Source organism: Clostridium bornimense, assembly GCF_018917145.1.
Lineage (GTDB): Bacteria > Bacillota > Clostridia > Clostridiales > Clostridiaceae > Clostridium_AN > Clostridium_AN bornimense_A.
Map to the genome: position 1 here is coordinate 54,554 of NZ_JAHLOD010000014.1, position 22,408 is coordinate 76,961.

The following is a 22,408-nucleotide window of genomic DNA, read 5'->3' on the forward strand; positions in this document are numbered from 1 at the left end:
AAATTAGTTTTCTTTTTATGTTATCCTTTTTATTGCCATACTACAAACTTTACATCCATTTATCGATGATGCAATGTTGTAATATTCTAATGCTTTCTCCTTATTACATTTCTTCTCATATACCATACCTAAATACAAATATCCTTTATAACATTGTGAAAATTTACACCGTGAACATTTCTTTCCTACAAGCGCTTTTTTAAAATATTTTATTGCTTTAATATTCTTATCTAAATAAAAATAACATTGTCCTATATCATTATAAAACTCCGAATCTTCTTCATTGAGGTTTTCTTGCTTTAAAGTAAAATAAATGATTTGACTCAATATGTTTCTTCCTTCTCCTCTCCTACCTAACTTAATATAGCACTTTGCTATCTTAAGCAATAAATGATATGAGTTGTATATTGTTGATTCTAACTGATAATTTCCTAAAGCTCTTTCGTAATTTCCATTTGAATAATATATATCTCCTAAATTCCTATAAGCAGTAGCATTATCACTATACATTTCTATAGATTTATTAAATAGCCTTATTGCATCATCGAATTTATTTATTTTCATATATATAATTGCTATATCATTATATAATCTCCATTTCGGAGATGCTGTATTAATCTTTTTATAGTATAATTCTAGAACCTTTTTATAATCTAAAAATGATTTATTAAAATCACCTAAATATTCATAAACCTCTGCCCTTTTTTTATATAATTCTAGAAGACCTACACCATTATCTATTGCTACATTTAATGTTTCTATAGCATCTTTATATCTCATAATTTTAATTTGCAATGTATATATCTCACCATAAATCTCAGGGCGATCTTTATTAAAGTTTAAGAACTTCAAAAAACAATTTATTGCATCATCATATCTATTTGTATCTATATATAAATATCCTAACTCATAATAATTCTTGTCAATTTCATAATTTATCTCGATAGCCTTTTCATAACATTCAATTGCCTCATCATAAAGTTGAAATTTTTTGCACGATTCTGCTTTTTTTATATATAAAGAATCCTCTTCTGGACACATATTTATTGCATAGTTATAATCATTAATAGCCTCTTCTTTCATTTTTAGCTTTGTATATACCTCAGCTCTTATACTATATAAAGTTGATGATTCTTTATTATTTTTTATAGCTTCTGCATAATTTTTTAGATTGAAATTTGCTTCTGCACTCCAAAAATAACATTCATCATCATAACTTTCAAATAACATAATCTCATTTATAATCCTCAATGCTTCTTCATACTTTTTCATTTTAATAAGTATTCTTACTTTATTCATTATAATATTGCTATTACTTGATACTCTATTAAAATAATCTAATGAAGATTCTAAATTGCCTAATTTCTCTTCTATACTTTCTATTATCTCATAATATTGTTGTATAGTATTTTTATCTATTAATTCAATTTCATTTAATAAATCTAATGCTTTGGATAAATCATTTTTAGATATATACAGCCTTGCTAATTTAAATTTTGACTTTATATCTAATATGTCTATGTTATATTCGTAATAGTTAATTAATTGAGCTTCTAGCTCTTCTATACATTTATTAATGCAATCCCTTTTTGAATAAATAGGCTGTAGCTCATAAAAATATCCTAATGCTATTTCTATTTCCCCTTCTTCTTTTAAACATTGAGCTAATCCTAACAAAGCATCATTATAACGATAGTTTTCCTTTAGTATTGTTTCATAAAGATTTTTTGCTGTATTAAAATCATTAATCTTTTTACATCCTTCTGCTTTCCAAAACAGTCCTTCTAAGTTCCATTTATAGTCCTCTCCTATACCCTCTAATAAAATTCGTATTCTATCAATTTTATTAACCTTAATCATATATTGTATTAACAATATATTTAAGCATGGATTATAATACCTAACTTCTCTATCTTATCTATATTTCTTTCTATTTCTTCATTATTATCTTCTACCTCATCAAAATTATATATTTGTTGTTTTAACTGATAATATAACGAAATCCATAAATCATAATTTTTATTTAACTCCAACGAAAAGTAATTATAATCTAAACTTCCTTTATTATTTATATTATAAATTACAAAATCTATAAACCTATTATCAAAACTTTTTTTAGTTGCTGTTCATTATCACATATATAAAAATATTCATCAATAAGTTTCCATACATCATAAGGAATATAGTAGTTTTCCATAAGAAAAATTAATAATTTTTCACCAGCCTCATCTCTACTATCTATTTGAAAACAAATATCATCATCAAATAACTCTTTCCACTTATCAACATTAACTCTAAAAATAAAATTGCTATATAATTTTTTAACTTTATCTAACCATTCTTCTATGGAATTTTCTTTCATTGAACTTTTCTCTTGTGTATCCATCTATACTTTAACAACACTTTTTAATGCATCCTAATATGCTTTTCTAACTCTTTTAAATCCTTCCGGATTTTCTTCTGGATGATTTTGTTTTAACTTCTCTATATATGCTATTTTAATTTTTGACTTATTATTAGTTTTACTTATACCTAATATACCCCAACATTCCATAATAAACATTCTCCATTTTGCATAATTGTATATATTATACTACTAATTGTATTTACCTCCAATAAACAAAAAAACTATCTTAAGTTTCTTTCAACCTAAGATAGTTTTTTAACTCTTACTTTTTATTTCCTTGAAATGATTCCACACACCGTTCTAAAGCTACCACCCAAATCGCCTCACCCATAAGTGGTTGTGGCATATATGAACCAAAACCTAAAATAAGCGCTACCTCTGCTAATGATAATAATGATGCTGCTACAACAATAAGAACACCATTTGTATCCTTTGCATATAATAAAAATTTCATTATGAAAGCGAAGGCTATAACATTTACAAATCCATAATAAAACTCAGTTATGGGAATAGCAAAATTTATTACATATCCCATTTTATAATCAGTAAAAATTTCAACAATAGGCTTATTTAATAATAATATAATCAAATACAACATTGCTGATATAATTAATACTATTACTAAGCAAGATGATTTTAACTTTGAATTTCTCCATAAAATAAAAAATACTATTGATATTATTATTGGTATATAAATAAAATTTAAATAATATGTATACTTGAAATATACCATATATGAAATAGATTTCTTTATAAATGTTAACATCAATGTTGCCATTCTTAGTATAATCATAATTGTAGCAATAGTAACTATTCCTTTAATACTTTTAGGACAATTTTTTCTTATGGAAAATATATAAAAAGATAAAAAAATTATAAGTAATAGAGAAATAAAATATAGGTAAATCATAAATTCCTCCTTAATTTCTATTACTTATAATTATTAATTAATTATTTATTTTATTCTTATATTTTATAATTTTATACCTTTCATTTTTAATCCATTACGTTCACAAGAAATTTTTAATGGGAATGATGGACCTAATTCACCATCTATATCTGTTGATAATTCTTCATCACAAAAAACTTCTAAAGATTTTGTTTGGAAATGAATTATATTATTTCCTTTATCTAAATGATCTTCCCTAAGAATTTGAATAAATAATGTAAGGGTTTGAGGTATACTTGCTGCCTTAACTAGTATTACATCTAGTAATCCATCATTTATTTTTGCATTATATGCTAATTTAAAATTACCAGCTGTTTGCCCATTAAATACTAATAAAAGATACATGTCCTCTTCAATATTCATCTCTTCACTAGTTATTTTCACTGGTATTTTTCTAAGGTTAGATACTTCTTCAACACCTTTTATGTAATAAGCTAACTTACCCATAGTGTTTTTTAAGTTTATATCTGTTTTATGCGAAACATCTGTAAAAAGTCCTGTTGAGGCCACATTTATAAAATAATCATCATTTACTTTACCTAAATCAATTTCTTGCACCTCTGAAGTTACTATTTGCTCACAAGCTTTTTCTACACTTCTTGGAATTCCTAATAATTTTGCAAAATCATTAGCTGTTCCTACTGGTAAAACAGCTAGTGGAATATCTATATTATTATGTTTCATGTAATTAACAGCTTTGTCTATAGTCCCATCTCCACCTGCAACTAATACATATTCAAAGCCTTCATTTATATCCTCAAATGCCTTTTCTAATCCATTATCTAATTCTATTCTATATGGTATTATAGAATATCCGTGTTTTTGGTGAACTTTTATTACTTTATCTACTTTGTTTATTATAGATTTTTCTCCTGAATATGGATTGTATATAAATTTTACCTTCTTCATCGTCAACTCTCCTACCTAATATTACATATTAAAATTATACTGTATAGTCCAAAATTTTTAAAGTAATATTTTTCAATCAACTTATTTATTTCTTAAGATAATATTAATATAATCTTATTTTTTCTCTTACCTCTTAAAAAATTCCTCACTTTAGTATATAATTACATTAACTAATTATTTATTAGTCAAATTTAAGTTTAGGAGTGTATATTATGTCTAAAAGCTTAATTCCAAACATGTTTACTTTTTCAAACTTAGCATGTGGAGTATTTTCGTTATTAATGCTATTTGAAGGTAAACTTGAAGCTGCATGTATTTTTATATTATTAGCAGCTCTTATTGATAGATATGATGGAAGAATTGCGAGATTTCTTAACGTTTCTTCTGAAATTGGTAAAGAACTTGATTCTTTAGCTGATTTAGTATCTTTTGGTGTCGCTCCTGCAATGTTATTATACATTTTAAATCAATATGAACACTTAGGAATCATAGGTTATATTTTAATTATTTTATTTCCTATAGCTGGAGCATATAGACTTGCTCGCTATAATATTTCAACTTTTGATGGTGTATTTACTGGTGTACCAATAACTATTGCTGGCTGTGTTGTTGCATTATATAGTTTAATAATTTTAATTGCAAAAATAGAAACATCAAAAATATCTTTTATCATTTCAACAATCATATACTTACTTTTTAGTTACTTAATGATTTCTAAAGTTAAACTAACAAAAGTATAAAATAAATCAGTACAACTTATAAATAAAAAGTTGTACTGATTTATTTTTTATTATTCCCTTTATCATCATTTTTTTTGCCTTCTATTTTTCCATCTTTGTTTTTCATATCTTTGCCTCTTGATGGATGCAAATTATTTAATTGCGCTGCTACCTTATTGCAATGCTCACAATAGTTTCCTTCACTAAGACATTGTTCTATATTTTTTATACATCCCTTTGCTTGGCAGATTACCTGAGCTTCTGCTATACTTTGTAGTATTTGCATCTTAAAGCAGAAGTAAGATAAGTATCCTCTTCCACAACTATCTATAGCTTCTATATAATCATCCAATATACATGTTATATTATTAGCAAGTCTTAATGCCTCTTTAATCTCTTTTTTTTCTGCAAGTCCTATAGTATTAAGTTGACTAGCAGTACCTATCAAAATTCTATATGAATCTACTAGTCTTGCCATAAGATCAATTGTTCTACTAAGAGTTAAAAAGTAATCTTCTGAACATCTATTCTCTGGCGCTCCATCCATTTAAACTCTCCTTAAAACCTGCTTATATTTAATTATATTAAGAACCCTGAGTTAAATTACTCAGGGATACAATTTATTTACTTTTTCTATTTTTAGAATGGCTCCTTCTTTCTCCTCTTTTGCTTTCACATTTAAGAATATATTCTTCATCAATATCTTTAAATTCTTTTTTAGCGCATCCTTCTGCTTTTAACTTAACTGGTTTTATACAATCTTCTTTTTTTACTACAACAGGTTTCTCACAACTCTTTTTTTCTGCAATCTTTTCACTACAACTTGTTTTTTTAACTTCTTCTTTTTCACAATCTTTTTTTACATCGTTACCTAGCATAACCATCAATTCTTTTTGCATAACCATAAGTTCTTTCATCATTTTTGTAAGTGAAGCTTTTTCTTTCATCATTTTAGATTTTAAACTCTTCATGTCATCCATTATATCTTCACTCATGCCCTTAATTTCTTTATGCATCTTTTTACAAATGCATTTTACATCTACGCAACCTCTTTCCATAAACTCATCATCGAAATCATCACTAATGTACTCTTCATCATTGATATAATCATCGCTATCATATTCCTCATTGTCTTCCATATTATCATCATACAATCTAGTTTCATCATCAAATTCTTCTATCTCATCATCTACTTCATCCTCTTCAATCTCCACTAATTCCTCAGCATCTATATTTCTATAAACATTTTTTTTGCATAGTTGAATATAATTTTCAGGATAATTCAAATACATATCTACACCTCTACTTATAATCTTCACAAAATCTTTTATAATAACCTTGTGGATAATGACATAACGGACATCTTTCTGGTGCTTCTGTACCTATATATATATATCCACAATTCATACATTGCCATTTTATTTCTGTATTACTTTTATACAAAGTCTTATCTTCTAGCTTCTTAGCCAATGCCTCATATCTTCTAGCATGTTCTGCTTCAACTTCTCTCAGTTCTTTATAAAAGTCTGCGATTTCAGTAAATCCTTCAGCTCTAGCATCATCTTCAAATTGTTTATATATCTCTTCATTTTCTGCCTTTTCTCCTGCCACTGCTGATAATAGATTCTCTATTGTGCATCCATTCATCCTTAGATAATCATTAAAAGCTTCTCTTGCATGAGCTAATTCATTATCTGATGTTATTTGAAAAACCTTTGAAATGTAGTATAGCCCTTCCTTCTTTGCCTTTTCTCCATATAGACTATACATAGTTCTTGCCCTTGATTCACCGGCAAATGTTCTAAGCAAGTTTTTTTCTGTCTTACTACCCATTAGTTTCATATTTTTCCTCCAACATTATATTTATACATTATTAAATTATTCTATGTCCTTTTATTTGTTACAAAATAAGAAACTAACACCATATATTCAATTCACATTTCTGGTCACTATACGTTATTTCTTCATATAAATTAATTAAAAAAACTGCCGCTTACGAACTCAAATCGTATTGCGACAGTTTCTATATCTATTCACCAAATACTTTTTCTTTTAATTCAATTCCTGTTTTAGTTACAGCAACCCCACCTAAAGCTGTTTCTCTAAGTGAACATGGTAACATTTTCCCCACTTCATACATAGCTTTTACAGTATCATCAAATGGTATTTTCGATACTATTCCACTTAATGCCATATCAGCCATAGATAATGCTATAACTGTACCCGCTACATTTCTTTTAGCACAAGGCACTTCTACTAATCCTGCTACTGGATCACACACTAGCCCTAAAAAGTTTTTAATTACTGTAGCACTGGCACTTAATGCTGTTTCCACATCTCCACCCATAAGTTCTACAACTGCCGCTGCTGCCATAGCCGATGCAGAACCAACTTCTGCTTGACATCCACCTTCTGCACCAGATAATGTAGCATTCTTCGCAATTAATATTCCCACTCCTGATGCTGTAAATAATCCTTGTATTAATTGTTCATCAGTAAAATTAAACTTTTCTCCTACACTTAATATTACTGCTGGTAGTACTCCACAAGATCCTGCTGTTGGAGATGCAACTATTCTTCCCATAGCCGCATTTACCTCAGATGTACCAAGGGCTTTTGCCATAGCTTCAACGATAAATTCCCCACATATAGTTTCTTTCCCTTTAGAATATTTATATAGTGTTGGCGAATCATTACCTATAATTCCTGAAACAGACTCTACTCCTTCTTTCATTCCTTTTTCAACAGCCTGTCTCATTGTGCATAGAACTCTATCCATCTTCTTAAATATTTCCTCTTTACTTAATCCCGTCTCTTTAGATTCAATATCTACTGTATATTGCCAAATTCTTTTTCCTTGGTTTTTACAAACTTCTATAAGCTCTTCTCCTGTATTTACAAACATACTTCTTATCCTTCCTTAATTGGGTTAATAATTGTAACAGATTCTATATCATTTATTTCTTTTATTTCTTCTACTATAGTTTCTGGTATAGTATTATCCATTTCAAAAATCATTGATGCACTTTTACCTTTTTTACTTCTATAAACCTTCAGGAATGCAATATTTATATTATCATTAGATATAACAGTACTTACTTTTGATATCATACCAGGCTTGTCCTTATGATTGATAATCAATGTAGGATATTCCCCTGTAAATTCTATATCCATACCATTTATTTCAGTTACAATAACATTTCCTCCGCCTATAGATGATCCTGTTATTGTACTTATGGAATTATCAACTTTCTTAATTATAAATTTAACAGTATTAGGATGAGCTCCTTCCATCACTACTTCTTCAAAAGAAAATTTTATATTTCTAGCCCTTGCTATTTCGAAAGACTCCTTAATTTCTTCATCCCAAGGATCAAATCCTAAAATTCCTGCCACCAAAGCCTTATCTGTGCCATGTCCCTTATAAGTCTTAGCAAAAGATCCGTGTAACATAAACCTAACTTCTACTATGTCTCCAGCTGCTATTGTCGATGCTATCTTTCCTAATCTAGCCGCCCCTGCAGTATGAGAAGATGATGGTCCTATCATTATCGGCCCTAAAATATCAAACGCACTATAATTTTTCATAATTCCACCTTATCCTTAGTAATTTATAATTATATAAATTAATTTATATTCCTTTATAAAGTTTGTCAAACATTTTATTTATTTGCGTATAAAATTTATTTCTTTATGCCATCCTATTTACAAAAGAAAGATTGGAGGTGATTTTGTGGGAAAATCAAAAAAGAAAAAAAATCAAAACAAAAGTCTAGAAGCTGGTTCTGATATGGATATGACAAATGATTTATCAAATTGCTCAACTTCTAAAAACTCAAAAAAGAACTGTAAATAATTATGTACATAAGGAGCCACTAAAAGGCTCCTTCAAAATAAAATTGATCCTATTCCAAGTATTATAACAAGAATTGCACCTATAACTTCTGATACCTCTGATAAATTATAGTTATTTAATTTCAATGCTATGAACATTCCAATATATATAAATAAAAAACTAAATATTAGTGAAAAAACGCTAGTCCAAATCGGATTATACCCTGCTATACTCCCCCCTAGTCCTAATGTAATATTATTTACTGCTAAAGCTAATCCCAACATCAAAATATCTTTAGAAATCACTTTTTCTGGAATCTTCAATTCTGTTACTTCATTTTTTAATATTTCCTTTAAAGATTTTAATCCTAATATGATTAAAAACACTCCTCCTAATATAACAGCTATATTTAGAGGTATAAAATCTTTTAATATTCCTCCAAAGCACATTGAAATCAATGTTCCTAGTGAAGGAATAAGTGATAATAATAAAATTGAAAATATTGACATTTTCTCATTTTTCACGCCAATATTTATACCTAAAACTATAGAATCTGAACTTGCAGCTATGGCTAAAATCATTGTCGATATAAGCATATCCGTCTCCACTAAATTATTTCTCATTCTTACTATATGAAATAAAAAAAAATAGGTGTTTACTAACACCTATACATTATAAAATTATCACTACAAATTCTTTAGTTTATATGATCACTTTGAAATCCCTCTCTTTTTATTGAATGCTTTTTCATAGTTCTATTACTATTTTTAGCTTCTTCACTAGTCAATGGAGTTTGAAAATTACATTTCTCCATTCTAGCTCTTTTATTATCAATTTGACTATCCTTACTCATTTATATCCCTCCCTACTATATAGTATCTTTTATAGTAAAGGAATTTATTCAAATCAATTATTAATATTCATAAAAGCAACTACCGCCAATAAATTCCCTTATTATAGAATTCTCAGGAATATTTTTGCTGTTAATTTCATTAAAAATATCTAATAAATCTATTAATCTTTTAGCATCATTATATACTACAGAACTCTCTGGAATCTTCTTCAATTCCTTTATTGCATATTTTTTCAAAACACATAATTCATATACCAAAGTTGAATTAAATGTTGCATCAGCTTCCTCCTGAAATATAAAAATATTCTTCTTTTCTCCTCTCTTTATAGAATTCCACATTTTTAGTGTGGATTCTCCATCATATCCTCTTGATAATGAATCTCTTACAATTCTCCTTATTATCCTAACATCAGAAGTAGAAATTCTATTATGATTATCAAGATTTAATTGTGTTAACGCTGATAAATATATTTTATATTTATACTTTTTATCTATAGAACTAGTCAATAAATCATTTAATCCATGAATTCCCTCAATTAATAAAACACCATTCTCAGGGAGTTTTATACTTTTTGAATCTATTTTTCTCATTCCTGTTTTAAAATCAAATATAGGTAAATTAACTTCCTTACCTTCTAATAACTTATTTAAATCATCATTAAATAACTGCAAATCTAATGCATATATAGATTCAAAATCAAGATCTCCATTCTCATCTAATGGAGTTTTATCTCTATGAACAAAATAATTATCTAATGATATTGGTACCGGAATTATTCCATTTACTCTAAGTTGTATAGATAACCTATTGCAAAAAGTAGTTTTTCCTGAAGATGATGGTCCAGCAATCAAAACAACTTTAATATTTTTATCTTGATGAATTGAGTCTGCTATATATGCTATTTTCTTTTCATGCAAAGCCTCATTTATCCTTATGATATCAGTTATTTCTCCACTATCAATTTTTTCATTTAAATCGCCAACATTACCAACTCCTAAGATATTCCCCCACCTTTCACTTTCATAAAATATTTTAAATAAGTTCTTTTGTTCCTTAAATATTCCTAATTCCTTAGTATTAATTCCTCTAGGTGGTAATAATATAAAACCTGGATTATAGTAAATAATATCAAAATTTTTTATTTCTCCAGTAGACTTAATCATATCGCCAAAAAAGTAATCAAAATATCCTTCTAAGCTATATAGCGATACTTCTTCTTTTTTTACATACTTTAATAACTTTGTTTTATCTTCCAAAGCTTTACCTTTAAAGAAATTCTCTGCTTCACTTTTTTTCATTTTCTTTTTAATAAACCTATAATCAGATTTTATTATTTCTTCCATTCTATTTTTGATTAACACAATATCTTCTTTCGTAAGAGGCGTCTTTTTATAGATTTCTCCAAAAATACCGTCCCCGATAGAATGCTCTAGTACCACTCTGCTTTCTGCAAAAACATCATTAGTTGCCTTAACTAAAATCATTATTAATGATCTAACACAATTTCCATACTCTTGCATATTCATAAATACCCCCATACTTTATAAATATTTACATAATCTTTTATATAAAATAACCTAATAATTTTATTATATGTGGAAAAACTAATAATAAACTTTTATTTGAGGTGAGCTATGTTTACTTTATTAATTCGAACTTTTATATTATTTATTATAATTATAATAACTATGAGAATCATGGGAAAACGCCAAATCGGTGAACTTCAACCTTATGAACTAGTAATTACAATAATAATATCTGAACTTGCATCAATACCTATTTCAGATACTAAAATTCCTTTAGTTCATAGTATATGCCCTATCATAACATTAATTCTACTACAAGTTATTTTATCTGTTATACAAATGAAATTTGATAAAGCACGAACATTGTTATGCGGTAAGCCAAGCTTACTTGTGAAGAATGGTTCTATAGATATAAATGAAATGAAAAAGCAAAAACTAAATCTAGACGATTTACTTGAAGAGTTGCGTTTAGGTGGTTACTACAACTTAGAAGATATTGAATATGCTATTTTGGAAACATCTGGTAAGTTATCTGTTATCCCTAAAACAAAATTGACTCCTGTAACAAAAAAAGATTTAAATATAAAAGTTCAACAAGACATTTTGCCGCTTACTTTAATATCTGATGGTAAAGTTAGATATAAAAATTTGGAAAGCATAAATAAAGATATTACTTGGTTAAAAAATGAACTAGCTAGAAAATCTATTTATTCTTGTAAAGATGTCTTTATAGGTATCATAAATTCTGAAGGCAAAACTTATTTTCAAAAGAAAGATAATGGAGGCAAATAATGAAAAACTTATTTTTTTCTCTATCACTATTTATAATTATGATATGTGCTATACTATTTAGCACCTCTTTTCTAATAAAAACTAATGATCATCTAGTGGAACATATAGATTCAATCAAAAGCTATGTAGAAAATGATATGTGGGAAGAAGCTTCTGTTGAATTTGATACTCTTTTTGAACACTGGATAAAAGAATCAAAATTAATTGCCATTTTTATAAATCACAATGATTTAGATAATGTTACTAATGAAATCTATAGATTAAAAGAATATATAGAAATACATGAACGTGGAGAATCTGTAGCTACATTAGGGTCAATATACTATAACTTTAATAAAATAATTAACTTAGAAAAAATAAGATTTGAGAATATTTTATAATAATCTCTAAATAATCTCACAGCTATGATATAATTATGAAAGGTTACATTTTTAATGCCCAAATAATATACCCTAGGACAAGGAAGTGAGATTTTGCTATATAGAAGTAGACGAAACAAAACAAATAAGTATAGTACATTAAACAGTAGTTTTAGTAAAAGAAAACAAGAAAAAAATTATAAACCACTAATTTTAGGTTCTGTTATTATCTTTTTAGTTGGCTTTACAATATATATATACATATCAGCTAGAAACACTACAAACTTTCAACTAGATCTTTTATTAGCATCTAGATATTATGAAGATAAAAAATATGATCTTGCTTTAGAAAAATATAAAGACGTTTTAAAAGAAGATCGTAATAATCCTGATATAATTATGGGACTTACAAGAACTTATATTAAACTTGAAAAATATTCTGAAGCAGAAGCTTTACTCAATGAAAGTACTTCTTTAAGTAATGGTGAAGAGTATTTAAATGCTTTAATCGATCTTAAATTTAAACAAAACAAAACTATGGAAGTTTATGACTTACTTGTATCTAAATATAATGATACAAAAGATTCTATGTATAAAGATTTATTTGATAAATATTTTAACGTTACTATTGTAAGTAATAAATATATATATAAATCTAATGAAAAGGCTACATTCACTTTATACCTTACAGATAAAAGCAATAATATTATCTCTAATTTAGATGAAAAAATTGAAGTTTCTGGAGATAACATAAAAGATTTTAAAGTATCTAAAGGATCCGCTACTTTTGGATTTACCGGATTATCTGAAGCTACTATTAAAGTCTCAGAAGGTCTTATAGAAGCATCTTCAAAAGTTCTATGTATAGATGATATTGAAGTTGTGGGTATCCCTACAACTAAGGTAAGAGTTGATGATGAGTTAAAAGTAAAAATTCAAGGTATATCTAACAAAAATATAAAAACCTCAAATAAACAATCAAGTAATACTAAAAAAACCATGGATTTATCTTCTTTAAAAAATCAATATATCTTAAATAATGGGACTTTAGAAAAATACGAATTTTCAAACCCTGTAATTACTTTCGATGAAACTGTTGTTGAGAAAATAGATGGAGATAACCCATTTGAATTTAAACTAAAAACTATCGGACATGGTGATATAAAATTAAATGTTCAATGGGATGGATTTAACAAAACTACTAACAAATATGTAAATCCATAATAGAAAATAAGGAGATAAAAGGAGGTGTCGCATTAACATAAAAAATTGTTAGCGATATCTCCTTTTATTAGATCACAGGTTAGATGGCACAGGGCACAAGTAAGGTTAATTTTCCCCTGTGGGGAAAATATTATAGTCTTTAGGGCGGCGAAAGGTACAATTATGTTTATAGATATGTCGAGTGCGTATATAAAACTATTATTCTTAAGTGTTGTTTTTTATAAATCATAGATTCATAGTCTAAGCTACATGAAGGTGCAACCTTCATTAGCCCCCCGTAACAGTTATATCTGAAACACCAATATCTTAAAAAAACTAGCCTATACTATAACACAAAATTGTATCACTTAAAATTTCAGAAATTTCCTCAAAGGGAATTTCATCCATAACTGTGCAATGATATATACCTGTAACTTGTGCCTTCATACTTGTGCCTTGATATCCTATTTTATAAAAAACTGCCGCACTCTTGATCTCTAGCTTCTTTGTGCGACAGCCTCTTTTTTATTTCATACCTTTATAAAACTAGCTTTTTATTTATGACTTCCACAACCACATGGTCCTTTAACTAAATAATATAAGGTTCTAACTGGTGCTCCTGTTGCACCTTTTACCACGTATTCTGAAATTGGAGTAGATGTCCATGCTGTTCCTGCAATATCTAAATGTAACCATGGTTTATCTTCAACAAATTCACCAACAAATAGTCCTGCTGTTATAGTTCCTGCAAGTCTACCTCCAACATTTTTAAGATCTGCAATATCTGATTTTATCATTTTTTTATACTCATCATAGCCTGGTAATCTCCAGAAATGTTCACCTGTTTTTTCTGAAGCTTTTACTAGGTTATCATAAAATTCATCATTATTTGAAACTACTGCTGTTGTTGTTTCTCCAAGAGCTACAAGTGCTGCTCCTGTAAGTGTTGCTACATCTATTACTTTTGTTACTTTTTCATTTCTTATTATATATGTTACAGCATCAGCTAATGTAAGTCTTCCTTCTGCATCTGTATTAAGCACTTCAATTGTTTTACCAGCCATTGAATTTATTATATCTCCTGGTTTATAACTACCACCTGAGATTGCGTTTTCACAAGCAGCTACTACTGCAATAACATTCTTCTTAACTTTATTTTTTGCAAGTGCCGCAATAGTACCTATAACTGATGCAGCTCCTCCCATATCACTTTTCATATCTTTCATTGACTCATTTGGTTTAAGAGAATATCCACCAGTATCATAAGTTAACCCTTTACCTACTAGTCCAATAACCTCATTATTACTACTATCACCAAAATATCTCATTACTATAAGTCTTGGCTTTTTATCTGAACCCATGCCTACAGTTAAAAAAGCATCCATACCAAAAGATTTTATCTTTTCTTCATCAAATACTTCTACTTCAAATCCACTTTCTTCTCCGATAGCTACAACAGCATTAGCTAAAGTTTCTGGATATATTACATTAGCTGGTTCATTTACTAAATTCCTAGCTATAATTACCCCATCTACTATATTATTAGCTTCTTTTAATCTTTCAGTTGCCTTTATTCTCTTTTCTTCTGGTACTCCAGAAATATATATATCTATATCATAGGCTTCTTTTTTACCCTTGTATTTATCAAAAGTATATAATGCAAGTCTACTACCTTCTACAATAGCTTTTATAGTACCTCCAACACAAATGTTCTTAGCTCCTATAAACTTAATTCCTAAAGTAGAAATTTTTAATTCCTTTGCTTTTTTTATAGCTTTTGCTACAGAATTTCTTAATGTTTCTGCCGTAGCTTTTTCATATTCTCCAAGTCCAACAAGAATTCCATATTTTAATTCACTTTCTTCTTTAGTAAAATAAAATATCTCCCCTTCTTTCCCCTTAAGCTTAGCAGATTTTCTTACTTTCTCAACATATTCACAATCATTTGATTTATTGGAATATATAGGTACTACCATTGCTTCAACAGCAGATAAATCTACATCTTTAATATTAATATTCATTTAAGACTCCTCCTTTACTCCTTAGTAGTATGTGTAATTTATTTTTCGATATAACTTATAACATTCTTTATAACCATATTAACAGATCCATCTCCATTTGGTATAATTTCAAATCTCCTATTATCATTATAAGCTTCTTCACTTAAATAAATGTCTATGTCTTTATCTATTTTAAGCCTTACTCTCTTTAATCTTTTTTCAACATAATTCTTATCAAGATCTATAGTATCCTTAACACCTTTTTCAAGTAAGTATGTATTAAAACTTTCTTTTGCTTCTTCATTATCTTGGAACATTTCAGTAGCTAAATTTTCTATATTTATAGAATCTTCTTCACGAAGTTTTCTCTTAATTGTATTTCTTACTTCATTGGCACTTTCTGCATTTTCTTTAAAAGCTTTTTGAGTCCACTTTTCTGCATTTGTTATAAAATCCTTTGTTTTATCTCTATTTGTCTTTTCTAGAGTACACTCTAAATAATTTTCAATAAAGTAGTTGCTTGCATAACCTTCTTGATCTTCCTTCTTATTTATTTTATCTATAACAAGAAGATCACTAGTATCTCTCTCACTTTTAACAAAAGCACACTTTTGTAATTTTTGTGATGCAGCTGGAAGCCCAGAATATTGCTCTACTATTTTTATACCGATTTTGTCATTAACAAAATCTACAACATGAGCATAATTTTTTATATAATCTAATTTCAAAATACCTATCATCGGTCCTAAATCTGTAAGAAAACTAACAATAAGTAAATCACATGATCCTATTGTTCCATTACCCTTCATTACAGCAAAAAACTTTCTAGCCAATTCTTTTGACATATCTATAAAATTCATATTTCCATTAAAATATTCTAATGATGCCTCATTTACAATTATTCTTCCATCCTTAAAATATCCATACTTTAACTCTTCATCCTTTAGAGATTTAGTTAAATGTTTTGTTAAATATTCATCTATATCTTCTGTTAAAATAAGGGGATATTCTGTAAGAATTGGTTCATTTGAATTTTGATCTAATATATGTACAATAGCCTCTTTTAAATGAATTTCATTTATATAATCCAAGGAACAGTCCTCCTTTTACATTAAAATAACATATTAATAATATAACACTACAAGAAAAAAACAAATACCTATACATAAATTTTCTTGGAATTGCTTATTAAGTTGAAGTAATGTAGTATAGTAAATATATAATAAAAAAATGAGGTGCTAAACATGCAAGAAATGGAGACTAGAATAATTAAAATAGATGTATATAATATAAGATCTATAGCCAAAACACATAACTTAGAATTAGTAAAAAAAGAGAATCAGATCAATAATATATACGATTTTGAAGATAAAAGACTACTAAGTAAAAAAGGTTATGCAAGAATAAGAATAATTGAAGATTTACTTAATAATGAAACTATAAATTACATGACTACAAAAAAACTTATATCACAAACACCATACAAAGTTATGGATGAAAATGAAGTAATAATTTCCGATAGTGAAACTGGAAAGAATATCTTTACCTCTCTTGGATTAACCCTAGTAGAATCTATCAAAAAATATAGAGAAAGCTATAAATATAAAAATACATTAATTGAAATAGATATAAATGATGAATCTTTCTGTCCTTTTCCTTATCTAGAAATAGAAACAAATAACGAAGAAGAACTAAAAGAAGTTGTTACTCTTCTTGGATATACTATGGAAGACACTACTTCCAAAACTATATATGAAATATTAGATAATGAAGGAGTTACAAAAGGAATTTAATGTTTGGATATGTTTTACCTAATAAGATGGAACTTAAAGTTAAAGAATATGAACTATTTAAAGCTTATTACTGCGGTGTGTGTAAAAGTATAAAGAAAAACTTTGGACAATTGCCAAGAATGTCTCTTAGTTATGACATGACATTCCTAGCAATCTTATTAGATTCTATAGAGGACAATAATACATCAGTAAAATTAGAACGTTGCTTTGTCCATCCATATAAAAAGAAACCTTATGTATATGATAACAAAGCTTTATCCTATGCAGCATTTTGCAATGTTGCACTAACTTATTTTAAACTTGTAGATGATAAACAAGATGATAAATCAATTACCTCATCCTTTTTATCTTTTGTACTTAAAGGATACTTCAAGAAATTTCCTAAGGACTCTGACAAAATTCTATTAGAAATAGAAAATAGTCTTAAGGATTTATCAAAACTTGAAAAAGGCGGCATTGCTCATTCTATAGATGAGATTTCTCATCCTTTTGCGCATTTAACTGGATATTTAATATCTGTTTACAATTCAAACGATGAAAATCTTTATAATTTAGGTTATAATTTAGGTAAATGGATATATTTAATAGATGCCATTGATGACTTAGAAAAGGATATGCAAAAAAACAAGTTTAATCCATTAAACGATATATTAAATAAAGAAAATCTTCCATATCAAGAATTTAGAACTTCTATTTTAGAACGAATCGAATTCAATCTTACAACTTGTGGCAGAATATCATTTAACGAACTTGATAATATAAATCTAAAAAAGAATAAGGAAATTATTAAAAATATTCTTAGCCTAGGTTTAATGATGAAAATGGATAAAATACTTAATAAAGATAATTGTAAGGAGTGTGGAACTAGTGGCAAAGAATCCATATGAAGTATTAGGAGTATCTCCTAATTCCTCTAAAGAAGAAATCGATAAAGCATATAGAAAATTGATAAAAGAATATCATCCAGATCAATACGGAGATAATCCTCTAAGAAAACTAGCTGAAGAAAAGCTTCAAGAAGTTAATGAAGCTTATGATAAAATAAAGTCAAATAATAGTTACAATAACTATAGTAATACTAACTATAACAGTAGTAATTCTAATAATACTTATACAAATAACAACAATAATGAATTTACTCAAGTTAGATTTGCTATTCAAAATGGAAATATAGCACAAGCTGAAGCAATGCTAAATAGCATTCAAAATAGAAACGCTGAATGGAACTTTCTAATGGGGATGGTGCACGCTAGACGTAATTGGTACGATAGTGCTTACAATTACTTTAGAACAGCTTGCTCAATGGATCCTTATAACAGAGAATATTCTTCAATGTTAAACTCTATGAATAGACAAAATCAACAATATAGAAATTATAACACTTACAATAATCAAGGGTGCTCAGCCTGTGATATGTGCCAATGTTTACTATGCTCTGATTGCTGTTGTGAATGCTTCGGTGGCGACTTAATTTCTTGTTGTTAATCTCTTAATAGGAGGTCATTATATGAAAAATGTGTCTAATATAACAAAAGGTGGTATCCTTACTGCTTTATCTGTTATAGCTTTATATATTTCTTCATTACTACCTACTAATAAAATAGCAGTATTAGTTATACTAGCGTTAATAATACCAATATCAATAATATGGACTAATATTAAAACTGCCTTAATAATATACATATCCACATCTATTCTTGGTGTTTTATTAATCGGATTAAGAGGTAGTGTTATTTCTTATATAATTCTTTTTGGTACTTATGGATTTTTTAAGTTACTTATAGAAAAGCTTAAAAATCTCTATCTAGAGATTCCATTAAAAATTATATATTTTAATATAGCACTTACACTTATATACTTTATAATAAGTAAATTTATTATTGATATAACTACACTTAAATTTAAATTACCAATGACAGTATTAGTTATCGGTGCCAATATAGTATTTCTAATATCTGACTTTGTTATTTCACTATTAATACAAGAACTAAATGATAAGTATTTGAAAAAGTTAAAATTTTAAGTTAAGAGAGGTGTCGCATTAACAAATGAAAAGTTGCTTGCGATACCTTCTTTTATTATGACACAGATTAGGTCACAGGTTAGATGGCACAAGGCACAAGTCTCGCTGATCTTACTACTTTGTGCGACAATCCCTTTTTTTATTCACACACTCTCATACTCATTCATAATATAATAACATAATAATTTTCTTGGTTGATATATTATGACAGCGATTATTTTATATACATTATCACTAATATTACTTATAATTTCTTTTCTAAAAGACAAGAAAAAAACTCTTACTGCAATGAAAACATCTATTATCTCTTTTGAAAAAATAATGCCACAATTTTTAGGTATCATCATCATTGTAGGAATAATTCTTGCAATTATTGAACCGTCAACTATTTCAAAATTAATTGGTAATAGTTCAGGCTTTTTTGGTGTACTACTTTCAGCAATACTAGGTTCAATTGTACTTATGCCAACTTTTGTTGCTTTTTCAACAGGAAATATGTTACTTCAAAGTAATGCTGGATATCCTCAAGTAGCAGCTCTAGTATCTACTCTAACATTAGTAGGCATAATGACTATATCACTAGAATCTCAATATATTGGAAAAAAAGCTGCTATTCTTAGAAATTTTATTGCTTTTATCTTCTCTCTTATTGTAGCAATTTTAATTAGAAAGGTAATTATGTTCTTATGACCACTTTTATAAAAATCGTTAATAGATATAAGTTTTTTATTTTCTCTCTATTATTACTTATTTTTATATCCCTATTTAATAAAAAAATAGGATACAGCAGTATCATTAGTGCTTCTGATAGCTTTATACAAATGATTTCTGTACTACCTCCTATTATGATTTTATTAGGTCTTATCGATGTATGGATTCCAAGAAGAAAACTTATTAAATATATGGGGAATAACTCTGGGCTTATCGGGATATTATTATCAATGCTTATTGCTTCAATTGCCGCAGGACCTATGTATGCCGCATTTCCCTTTACCACAGTACTACTAAAAAAAGGTGCAAAATTTAGCAATGTGATTATTTTCATGAACACTTGGTGTGTTATAAAAATATCTACACTACTATTTGAATTTTCATCTTTAGGATATAAATTTACAATAGCAAGACTTATTATTGATATTCCCGGTGTTATATTAATGGGGTATATTGTTAATTACTTTATGGATAAAAAATCTTTAACTGAAGTATATGAAAAAGCCTCAAAATAACTTTCGTTATCTTGAGACTTTTCTATTATAATTTAGGTTTTACTCTCTTTGGTTCTTCTTTGTATGGAATTTCTTCAGCATATCCATTTAATTTTATATGTTTTAATCCAAACCACATGTAAATTAAACCTGACATTACTATTATCAGCAATTTAAACATTCCATTAGATATTGGAACAAATTTTAATACTAAATCTAAAATTACTGAAGTTGTCATAGCAAAAGAAGCTAATTTAAACAATTCCTTATATTCCATCTTTATAAATAAACTCTTAGTTGTAAATATACATAATGCTGCTACAATAGCTGTTAAAATAAAAAATTGAATATAATTCGCTGTAAATTCTATCGCTATAATTTGTATTCCCATTTTTGATGCATTTTTATATGGATTTAAAAGTGACTTTTCAAAGGAAGCAATATATGTTTCTTTTGTTAATGTATTTTTGTCTTTGAAGTTGTTTGCTATTACTCCTGTCATCTTACCATCAATTTCAATAATTAATTTATTTTTATCTAATAGTACCACTGATTTCATATTTTTAATTTCTTCAGTGCTATAATCTTTATCTTTATTCACTATAAGTCTTATACCATTAACTTCTTTGTCTATGTTAGTTTTATCTTTAATATTTACTTTTTCATCCTTAAATTCAAAATCTGGAACATCATTTTTTAGTATTTCATGTACTTCTTTTAATTTTGGATACATATCCTTAGAATTTTTATAACTATATATAATAGTTGGTATTGTAGCTAATGTAATTACTAATAGTAAATATAACATTGCTTTCTTTAAACTAACTTTCATAAACTTATGGTATTGCTTTGGCTTTGCTATTGCTATTGCAAAATACTTAAAAAAACTCATCCTCTTCTCCTCCAGTGTTCTACTTTATTATAATATTTGCTATAATAAACCAAATAGTTTATTCTTACTAATTTATATTAGACTTTATTGATTTTATTCCTCTTATAATTGTTATTGCACCTAATACCATAATAATAAATGTACTAGCATCTGATGATAATGGATACACAAAATTCATTATTAATAGAACCAATAGTGGCGTAGTTAAAGAATACAGTGACATATTAAATAATTCTTTAAATGACAAATTCACTCTCATTATAGATTTTGCTATATTTCCTACTAATGCAACTATAAGCGCAACCCATAAATAACTTATAAAATTTACTATTATAATAAAAAAGAATGCTAATATCATCCCTATCTTCATAATAGGCATAAACTTTTTAAGTTCCTTATCATCTATACTAAATTTCTTATCTATATTAAAACTCACACTATCATTTGGTGTTTTTATATAAATCTTATTTTTACTGATTAATATACCACTTATATATTTATTAAACTGATCTGTATTATCATTTTCTGCATTTAAATCCACCATAAATACAGAGCCTTCTAACTCTTTTTCATAAAAATCTTCACCATTTTTAAGCTCTACTTCACCATTTGCTACTTCAAATGGAGGAATTACTTCATTTGTTATTTTGTTAAATGTTTTTTGCATTGAAATCATAACCGGTACACTAGTAATTGCTGTGAATATTAATATAACAATAAATAGATACAAAAAACCATATTGCATACCTTTTTTTCTTACTTGTCTATATTCTTCTGGTTTAAAAGTTGAAGCTAAAAACCCTTTTAGTAAAAACATTATTTTACTCCTCGTATAATTAATTTTGTAGTGAATTTAATATGTATTTCCAGTAATAAAATTCACTACAATATGCTAAAGATTACTGGAAATTATATAGACTGTATAGAATTACTCCTAAATGT

At 27.3% G+C, this 22,408-nt stretch carries 29 protein-coding genes; 11 read left to right on the top strand and 18 right to left on the bottom strand.

Annotated elements, in window-relative coordinates; all coding sequences use genetic code 11:
- Positions 1 to 15: 15 nt before the first annotated feature.
- From KQI30_RS06895 to KQI30_RS06920, 6 genes are all read right to left on the bottom strand, one after another.
- Positions 16 to 1,860: a tetratricopeptide repeat protein gene (locus KQI30_RS06895; RefSeq protein ID WP_216462552.1), complete on the bottom strand. Its 1,845-nt coding sequence runs from the start codon at positions 1,858 to 1,860 to the stop codon at positions 16 to 18.
- A gap of 20 nt (positions 1,861 to 1,880) precedes the next feature.
- Positions 1,881 to 2,033 carry a hypothetical protein gene (locus tag KQI30_RS06900; protein WP_216462553.1) on the bottom strand — a complete coding sequence of 51 codons (153 nt, stop codon included), beginning with the start codon at positions 2,031 to 2,033 and terminating at the stop codon, positions 1,881 to 1,883.
- 56 nt (positions 2,034 to 2,089) lie between these two features.
- Complete coding sequence (locus KQI30_RS06905; protein ID WP_216462554.1) at positions 2,090 to 2,362, bottom strand: hypothetical protein; 273 nt, start codon at positions 2,360 to 2,362, stop codon at positions 2,090 to 2,092.
- A 54-nt stretch (positions 2,363 to 2,416) separates the two neighbouring features.
- Positions 2,417 to 2,554: a J domain-containing protein gene (locus tag KQI30_RS06910; protein ID WP_216462555.1), complete on the bottom strand. Its 138-nt coding sequence runs from the start codon at positions 2,552 to 2,554 to the stop codon at positions 2,417 to 2,419.
- A 115-nt stretch (positions 2,555 to 2,669) separates the two neighbouring features.
- Positions 2,670 to 3,317 carry a hypothetical protein gene (locus tag KQI30_RS06915; protein ID WP_216462556.1) on the bottom strand — a complete coding sequence of 216 codons (648 nt, stop codon included), beginning with the start codon at positions 3,315 to 3,317 and terminating at the stop codon, positions 2,670 to 2,672.
- A 63-nt stretch (positions 3,318 to 3,380) separates the two neighbouring features.
- The gene (locus tag KQI30_RS06920) at positions 3,381 to 4,265 is read right to left on the bottom strand and encodes a YegS/Rv2252/BmrU family lipid kinase (RefSeq protein ID WP_216462557.1); all 885 of its coding nucleotides are present in this window, start codon (positions 4,263 to 4,265) and stop codon (positions 3,381 to 3,383) included.
- A 212-nt stretch (positions 4,266 to 4,477) separates the two neighbouring features.
- Here KQI30_RS06920 and pssA point away from each other — a divergent pair, with 212 nt between their 5' ends.
- Positions 4,478 to 5,005, top strand: coding sequence for a CDP-diacylglycerol--serine O-phosphatidyltransferase (gene pssA / locus KQI30_RS06925; protein ID WP_216462558.1), 528 nt, complete (start codon positions 4,478 to 4,480; stop codon positions 5,003 to 5,005).
- Between the two features lie 40 nt (positions 5,006 to 5,045).
- Here pssA and KQI30_RS06930 read toward each other — a convergent pair whose 3' ends face one another.
- From KQI30_RS06930 to sdaAB, 5 genes are all read right to left on the bottom strand, one after another.
- Positions 5,046 to 5,531 (bottom strand): hypothetical protein, encoded by a 486-nt coding sequence (locus KQI30_RS06930; RefSeq protein WP_216462560.1) that lies wholly within the window; start codon positions 5,529 to 5,531, stop codon positions 5,046 to 5,048.
- Between the two features lie 73 nt (positions 5,532 to 5,604).
- Positions 5,605 to 6,276, bottom strand: coding sequence for a hypothetical protein (locus KQI30_RS06935; protein ID WP_216462561.1), 672 nt, complete (start codon positions 6,274 to 6,276; stop codon positions 5,605 to 5,607).
- A gap of 10 nt (positions 6,277 to 6,286) precedes the next feature.
- Positions 6,287 to 6,826 carry a rubrerythrin family protein gene (locus KQI30_RS06940; RefSeq protein WP_216462562.1) on the bottom strand — a complete coding sequence of 180 codons (540 nt, stop codon included), beginning with the start codon at positions 6,824 to 6,826 and terminating at the stop codon, positions 6,287 to 6,289.
- Positions 6,827 to 7,013: 187 nt separating this feature from the next.
- Positions 7,014 to 7,889 carry an L-serine ammonia-lyase, iron-sulfur-dependent, subunit alpha gene (sdaAA, locus tag KQI30_RS06945; protein ID WP_216462563.1) on the bottom strand — a complete coding sequence of 292 codons (876 nt, stop codon included), beginning with the start codon at positions 7,887 to 7,889 and terminating at the stop codon, positions 7,014 to 7,016.
- Positions 7,890 to 7,894: 5 nt separating this feature from the next.
- Positions 7,895 to 8,572 (bottom strand): L-serine ammonia-lyase, iron-sulfur-dependent subunit beta, encoded by a 678-nt coding sequence (gene sdaAB, locus KQI30_RS06950; protein WP_216462564.1) that lies wholly within the window; start codon positions 8,570 to 8,572, stop codon positions 7,895 to 7,897.
- Between the two features lie 145 nt (positions 8,573 to 8,717).
- Between sdaAB and KQI30_RS17320 the strand changes: the two genes are divergently transcribed.
- The gene (locus tag KQI30_RS17320) at positions 8,718 to 8,840 is read left to right on the top strand and encodes a hypothetical protein (protein WP_294343745.1); all 123 of its coding nucleotides are present in this window, start codon (positions 8,718 to 8,720) and stop codon (positions 8,838 to 8,840) included.
- Positions 8,841 to 8,872: 32 nt separating this feature from the next.
- On the opposite strand, the gene KQI30_RS06955 is transcribed toward KQI30_RS17320, so the two are convergent.
- The 3 genes from KQI30_RS06955 to KQI30_RS06965 form a co-directional block, all read right to left on the bottom strand.
- On the bottom strand, positions 8,873 to 9,415 hold the full coding sequence (locus KQI30_RS06955) for a manganese efflux pump MntP (protein WP_216462565.1): 543 nt from the start codon (positions 9,413 to 9,415) through the stop codon (positions 8,873 to 8,875).
- 101 nt (positions 9,416 to 9,516) lie between these two features.
- Entirely contained in the window at positions 9,517 to 9,672 is a 156-nt protein-coding gene (locus KQI30_RS06960; RefSeq protein WP_216462566.1) for a hypothetical protein, read from the bottom strand.
- 60 nt (positions 9,673 to 9,732) lie between these two features.
- The gene (locus tag KQI30_RS06965) at positions 9,733 to 11,199 is read right to left on the bottom strand and encodes a nucleoside kinase (RefSeq protein WP_253287422.1); all 1,467 of its coding nucleotides are present in this window, start codon (positions 11,197 to 11,199) and stop codon (positions 9,733 to 9,735) included.
- Positions 11,200 to 11,307: 108 nt separating this feature from the next.
- Here KQI30_RS06965 and KQI30_RS06970 point away from each other — a divergent pair, with 108 nt between their 5' ends.
- From KQI30_RS06970 to KQI30_RS06980, 3 genes are all read left to right on the top strand, one after another.
- The gene (locus KQI30_RS06970) at positions 11,308 to 11,991 is read left to right on the top strand and encodes a DUF421 domain-containing protein (RefSeq protein WP_216462568.1); all 684 of its coding nucleotides are present in this window, start codon (positions 11,308 to 11,310) and stop codon (positions 11,989 to 11,991) included.
- On the top strand, positions 11,991 to 12,371 hold the full coding sequence (locus KQI30_RS06975) for a DUF4363 family protein (RefSeq protein ID WP_216462570.1): 381 nt from the start codon (positions 11,991 to 11,993) through the stop codon (positions 12,369 to 12,371). Before KQI30_RS06970 ends, KQI30_RS06975 begins: the two co-directional genes overlap by 1 nt.
- 93 nt (positions 12,372 to 12,464) lie before the next feature.
- Complete coding sequence (locus tag KQI30_RS06980) at positions 12,465 to 13,574, top strand: tetratricopeptide repeat protein (RefSeq protein WP_216462571.1); 1,110 nt, start codon at positions 12,465 to 12,467, stop codon at positions 13,572 to 13,574.
- A 533-nt stretch (positions 13,575 to 14,107) separates the two neighbouring features.
- Here the strand turns inward: KQI30_RS06980 and KQI30_RS06985 are convergent.
- Both KQI30_RS06985 and KQI30_RS06990 read right to left on the bottom strand, forming a co-directional pair.
- Positions 14,108 to 15,574, bottom strand: a complete 1,467-nt coding sequence (locus KQI30_RS06985) for a leucyl aminopeptidase (RefSeq protein WP_216462572.1) — start codon at positions 15,572 to 15,574, stop codon at positions 14,108 to 14,110.
- A gap of 38 nt (positions 15,575 to 15,612) precedes the next feature.
- Complete coding sequence (locus tag KQI30_RS06990; RefSeq protein ID WP_216462573.1) at positions 15,613 to 16,644, bottom strand: nucleoid-associated protein; 1,032 nt, start codon at positions 16,642 to 16,644, stop codon at positions 15,613 to 15,615.
- 153 nt (positions 16,645 to 16,797) lie between these two features.
- Here KQI30_RS06990 and KQI30_RS06995 point away from each other — a divergent pair, with 153 nt between their 5' ends.
- The 6 genes from KQI30_RS06995 to KQI30_RS07020 all read left to right on the top strand — a co-directional run bounded on the left by KQI30_RS06995 (position 16,798) and on the right by KQI30_RS07020 (position 20,595).
- Complete coding sequence (locus KQI30_RS06995) at positions 16,798 to 17,346, top strand: class IV adenylate cyclase (RefSeq protein ID WP_216462574.1); 549 nt, start codon at positions 16,798 to 16,800, stop codon at positions 17,344 to 17,346.
- Entirely contained in the window at positions 17,346 to 18,233 is an 888-nt protein-coding gene (locus tag KQI30_RS07000; protein ID WP_216462575.1) for a DUF5685 family protein, read from the top strand. Before KQI30_RS06995 ends, KQI30_RS07000 begins: the two co-directional genes overlap by 1 nt.
- Positions 18,214 to 18,831 carry a J domain-containing protein gene (locus tag KQI30_RS07005; protein ID WP_216462576.1) on the top strand — a complete coding sequence of 206 codons (618 nt, stop codon included), beginning with the start codon at positions 18,214 to 18,216 and terminating at the stop codon, positions 18,829 to 18,831. Before KQI30_RS07000 ends, KQI30_RS07005 begins: the two co-directional genes overlap by 20 nt.
- Before the next feature lie 22 nt (positions 18,832 to 18,853).
- Complete coding sequence (locus KQI30_RS07010) at positions 18,854 to 19,369, top strand: hypothetical protein (RefSeq protein WP_216462577.1); 516 nt, start codon at positions 18,854 to 18,856, stop codon at positions 19,367 to 19,369.
- Positions 19,370 to 19,573: 204 nt separating this feature from the next.
- Positions 19,574 to 20,059 (top strand): permease, encoded by a 486-nt coding sequence (locus KQI30_RS07015; RefSeq protein ID WP_216462580.1) that lies wholly within the window; start codon positions 19,574 to 19,576, stop codon positions 20,057 to 20,059.
- Positions 20,056 to 20,595, top strand: coding sequence for a permease (locus KQI30_RS07020; RefSeq protein WP_253287423.1), 540 nt, complete (start codon positions 20,056 to 20,058; stop codon positions 20,593 to 20,595). Before KQI30_RS07015 ends, KQI30_RS07020 begins: the two co-directional genes overlap by 4 nt.
- 25 nt (positions 20,596 to 20,620) lie before the next feature.
- Here KQI30_RS07020 and KQI30_RS07025 read toward each other — a convergent pair whose 3' ends face one another.
- Both KQI30_RS07025 and KQI30_RS07030 read right to left on the bottom strand, forming a co-directional pair.
- The gene (locus tag KQI30_RS07025) at positions 20,621 to 21,466 is read right to left on the bottom strand and encodes a DUF1189 domain-containing protein (protein ID WP_216462581.1); all 846 of its coding nucleotides are present in this window, start codon (positions 21,464 to 21,466) and stop codon (positions 20,621 to 20,623) included.
- Positions 21,467 to 21,533: 67 nt separating this feature from the next.
- Entirely contained in the window at positions 21,534 to 22,283 is a 750-nt protein-coding gene (locus KQI30_RS07030; protein WP_216462582.1) for a DUF1189 domain-containing protein, read from the bottom strand.
- Positions 22,284 to 22,408: the final 125 nt, after the last annotated feature.

Excerpts from the sequence above, each read along its gene's own strand:
- KQI30_RS06895 (WP_216462552.1), bottom strand. The coding sequence starts at position 1,860 with ATGATTAAGGTTAATAAAATTGATAGAATACGAATTTTATTAGAGGGT.
- KQI30_RS06905 (WP_216462554.1), bottom strand. The coding sequence starts at position 2,362 with ATGAAAGAAAATTCCATAGAAGAATGGTTAGATAAAGTTAAAAAATTA.
- KQI30_RS06910 (WP_216462555.1), bottom strand. The coding sequence starts at position 2,554 with ATGGAATGTTGGGGTATATTAGGTATAAGTAAAACTAATAATAAGTCA.
- KQI30_RS06915 (WP_216462556.1), bottom strand. The coding sequence starts at position 3,317 with ATGATTTACCTATATTTTATTTCTCTATTACTTATAATTTTTTTATCT.
- KQI30_RS06920 (WP_216462557.1), bottom strand. The coding sequence starts at position 4,265 with ATGAAGAAGGTAAAATTTATATACAATCCATATTCAGGAGAAAAATCT.
- pssA (WP_216462558.1), top strand. The coding sequence starts at position 4,478 with ATGTCTAAAAGCTTAATTCCAAACATGTTTACTTTTTCAAACTTAGCA.
- KQI30_RS06930 (WP_216462560.1), bottom strand. The coding sequence starts at position 5,531 with ATGGATGGAGCGCCAGAGAATAGATGTTCAGAAGATTACTTTTTAACT.
- KQI30_RS06935 (WP_216462561.1), bottom strand. The coding sequence starts at position 6,276 with ATGTATTTGAATTATCCTGAAAATTATATTCAACTATGCAAAAAAAAT.
- KQI30_RS06940 (WP_216462562.1), bottom strand. The coding sequence starts at position 6,826 with ATGAAACTAATGGGTAGTAAGACAGAAAAAAACTTGCTTAGAACATTT.
- sdaAA (WP_216462563.1), bottom strand. The coding sequence starts at position 7,889 with ATGTTTGTAAATACAGGAGAAGAGCTTATAGAAGTTTGTAAAAACCAA.
- sdaAB (WP_216462564.1), bottom strand. The coding sequence starts at position 8,572 with ATGAAAAATTATAGTGCGTTTGATATTTTAGGGCCGATAATGATAGGA.
- KQI30_RS06955 (WP_216462565.1), bottom strand. The coding sequence starts at position 9,415 with ATGCTTATATCGACAATGATTTTAGCCATAGCTGCAAGTTCAGATTCT.
- KQI30_RS06960 (WP_216462566.1), bottom strand. The coding sequence starts at position 9,672 with ATGAGTAAGGATAGTCAAATTGATAATAAAAGAGCTAGAATGGAGAAA.
- KQI30_RS06965 (WP_253287422.1), bottom strand. The coding sequence starts at position 11,199 with ATGAATATGCAAGAGTATGGAAATTGTGTTAGATCATTAATAATGATT.
- KQI30_RS06970 (WP_216462568.1), top strand. The coding sequence starts at position 11,308 with ATGTTTACTTTATTAATTCGAACTTTTATATTATTTATTATAATTATA.
- KQI30_RS06975 (WP_216462570.1), top strand. The coding sequence starts at position 11,991 with ATGAAAAACTTATTTTTTTCTCTATCACTATTTATAATTATGATATGT.
- KQI30_RS06985 (WP_216462572.1), bottom strand. The coding sequence starts at position 15,574 with ATGAATATTAATATTAAAGATGTAGATTTATCTGCTGTTGAAGCAATG.
- KQI30_RS06995 (WP_216462574.1), top strand. The coding sequence starts at position 16,798 with ATGCAAGAAATGGAGACTAGAATAATTAAAATAGATGTATATAATATA.
- KQI30_RS07000 (WP_216462575.1), top strand. The coding sequence starts at position 17,346 with ATGTTTGGATATGTTTTACCTAATAAGATGGAACTTAAAGTTAAAGAA.
- KQI30_RS07010 (WP_216462577.1), top strand. The coding sequence starts at position 18,854 with ATGAAAAATGTGTCTAATATAACAAAAGGTGGTATCCTTACTGCTTTA.
- KQI30_RS07015 (WP_216462580.1), top strand. The coding sequence starts at position 19,574 with ATGACAGCGATTATTTTATATACATTATCACTAATATTACTTATAATT.
- KQI30_RS07020 (WP_253287423.1), top strand. The coding sequence starts at position 20,056 with ATGACCACTTTTATAAAAATCGTTAATAGATATAAGTTTTTTATTTTC.
- KQI30_RS07025 (WP_216462581.1), bottom strand. The coding sequence starts at position 21,466 with ATGAGTTTTTTTAAGTATTTTGCAATAGCAATAGCAAAGCCAAAGCAA.
- KQI30_RS07030 (WP_216462582.1), bottom strand. The coding sequence starts at position 22,283 with ATGTTTTTACTAAAAGGGTTTTTAGCTTCAACTTTTAAACCAGAAGAA.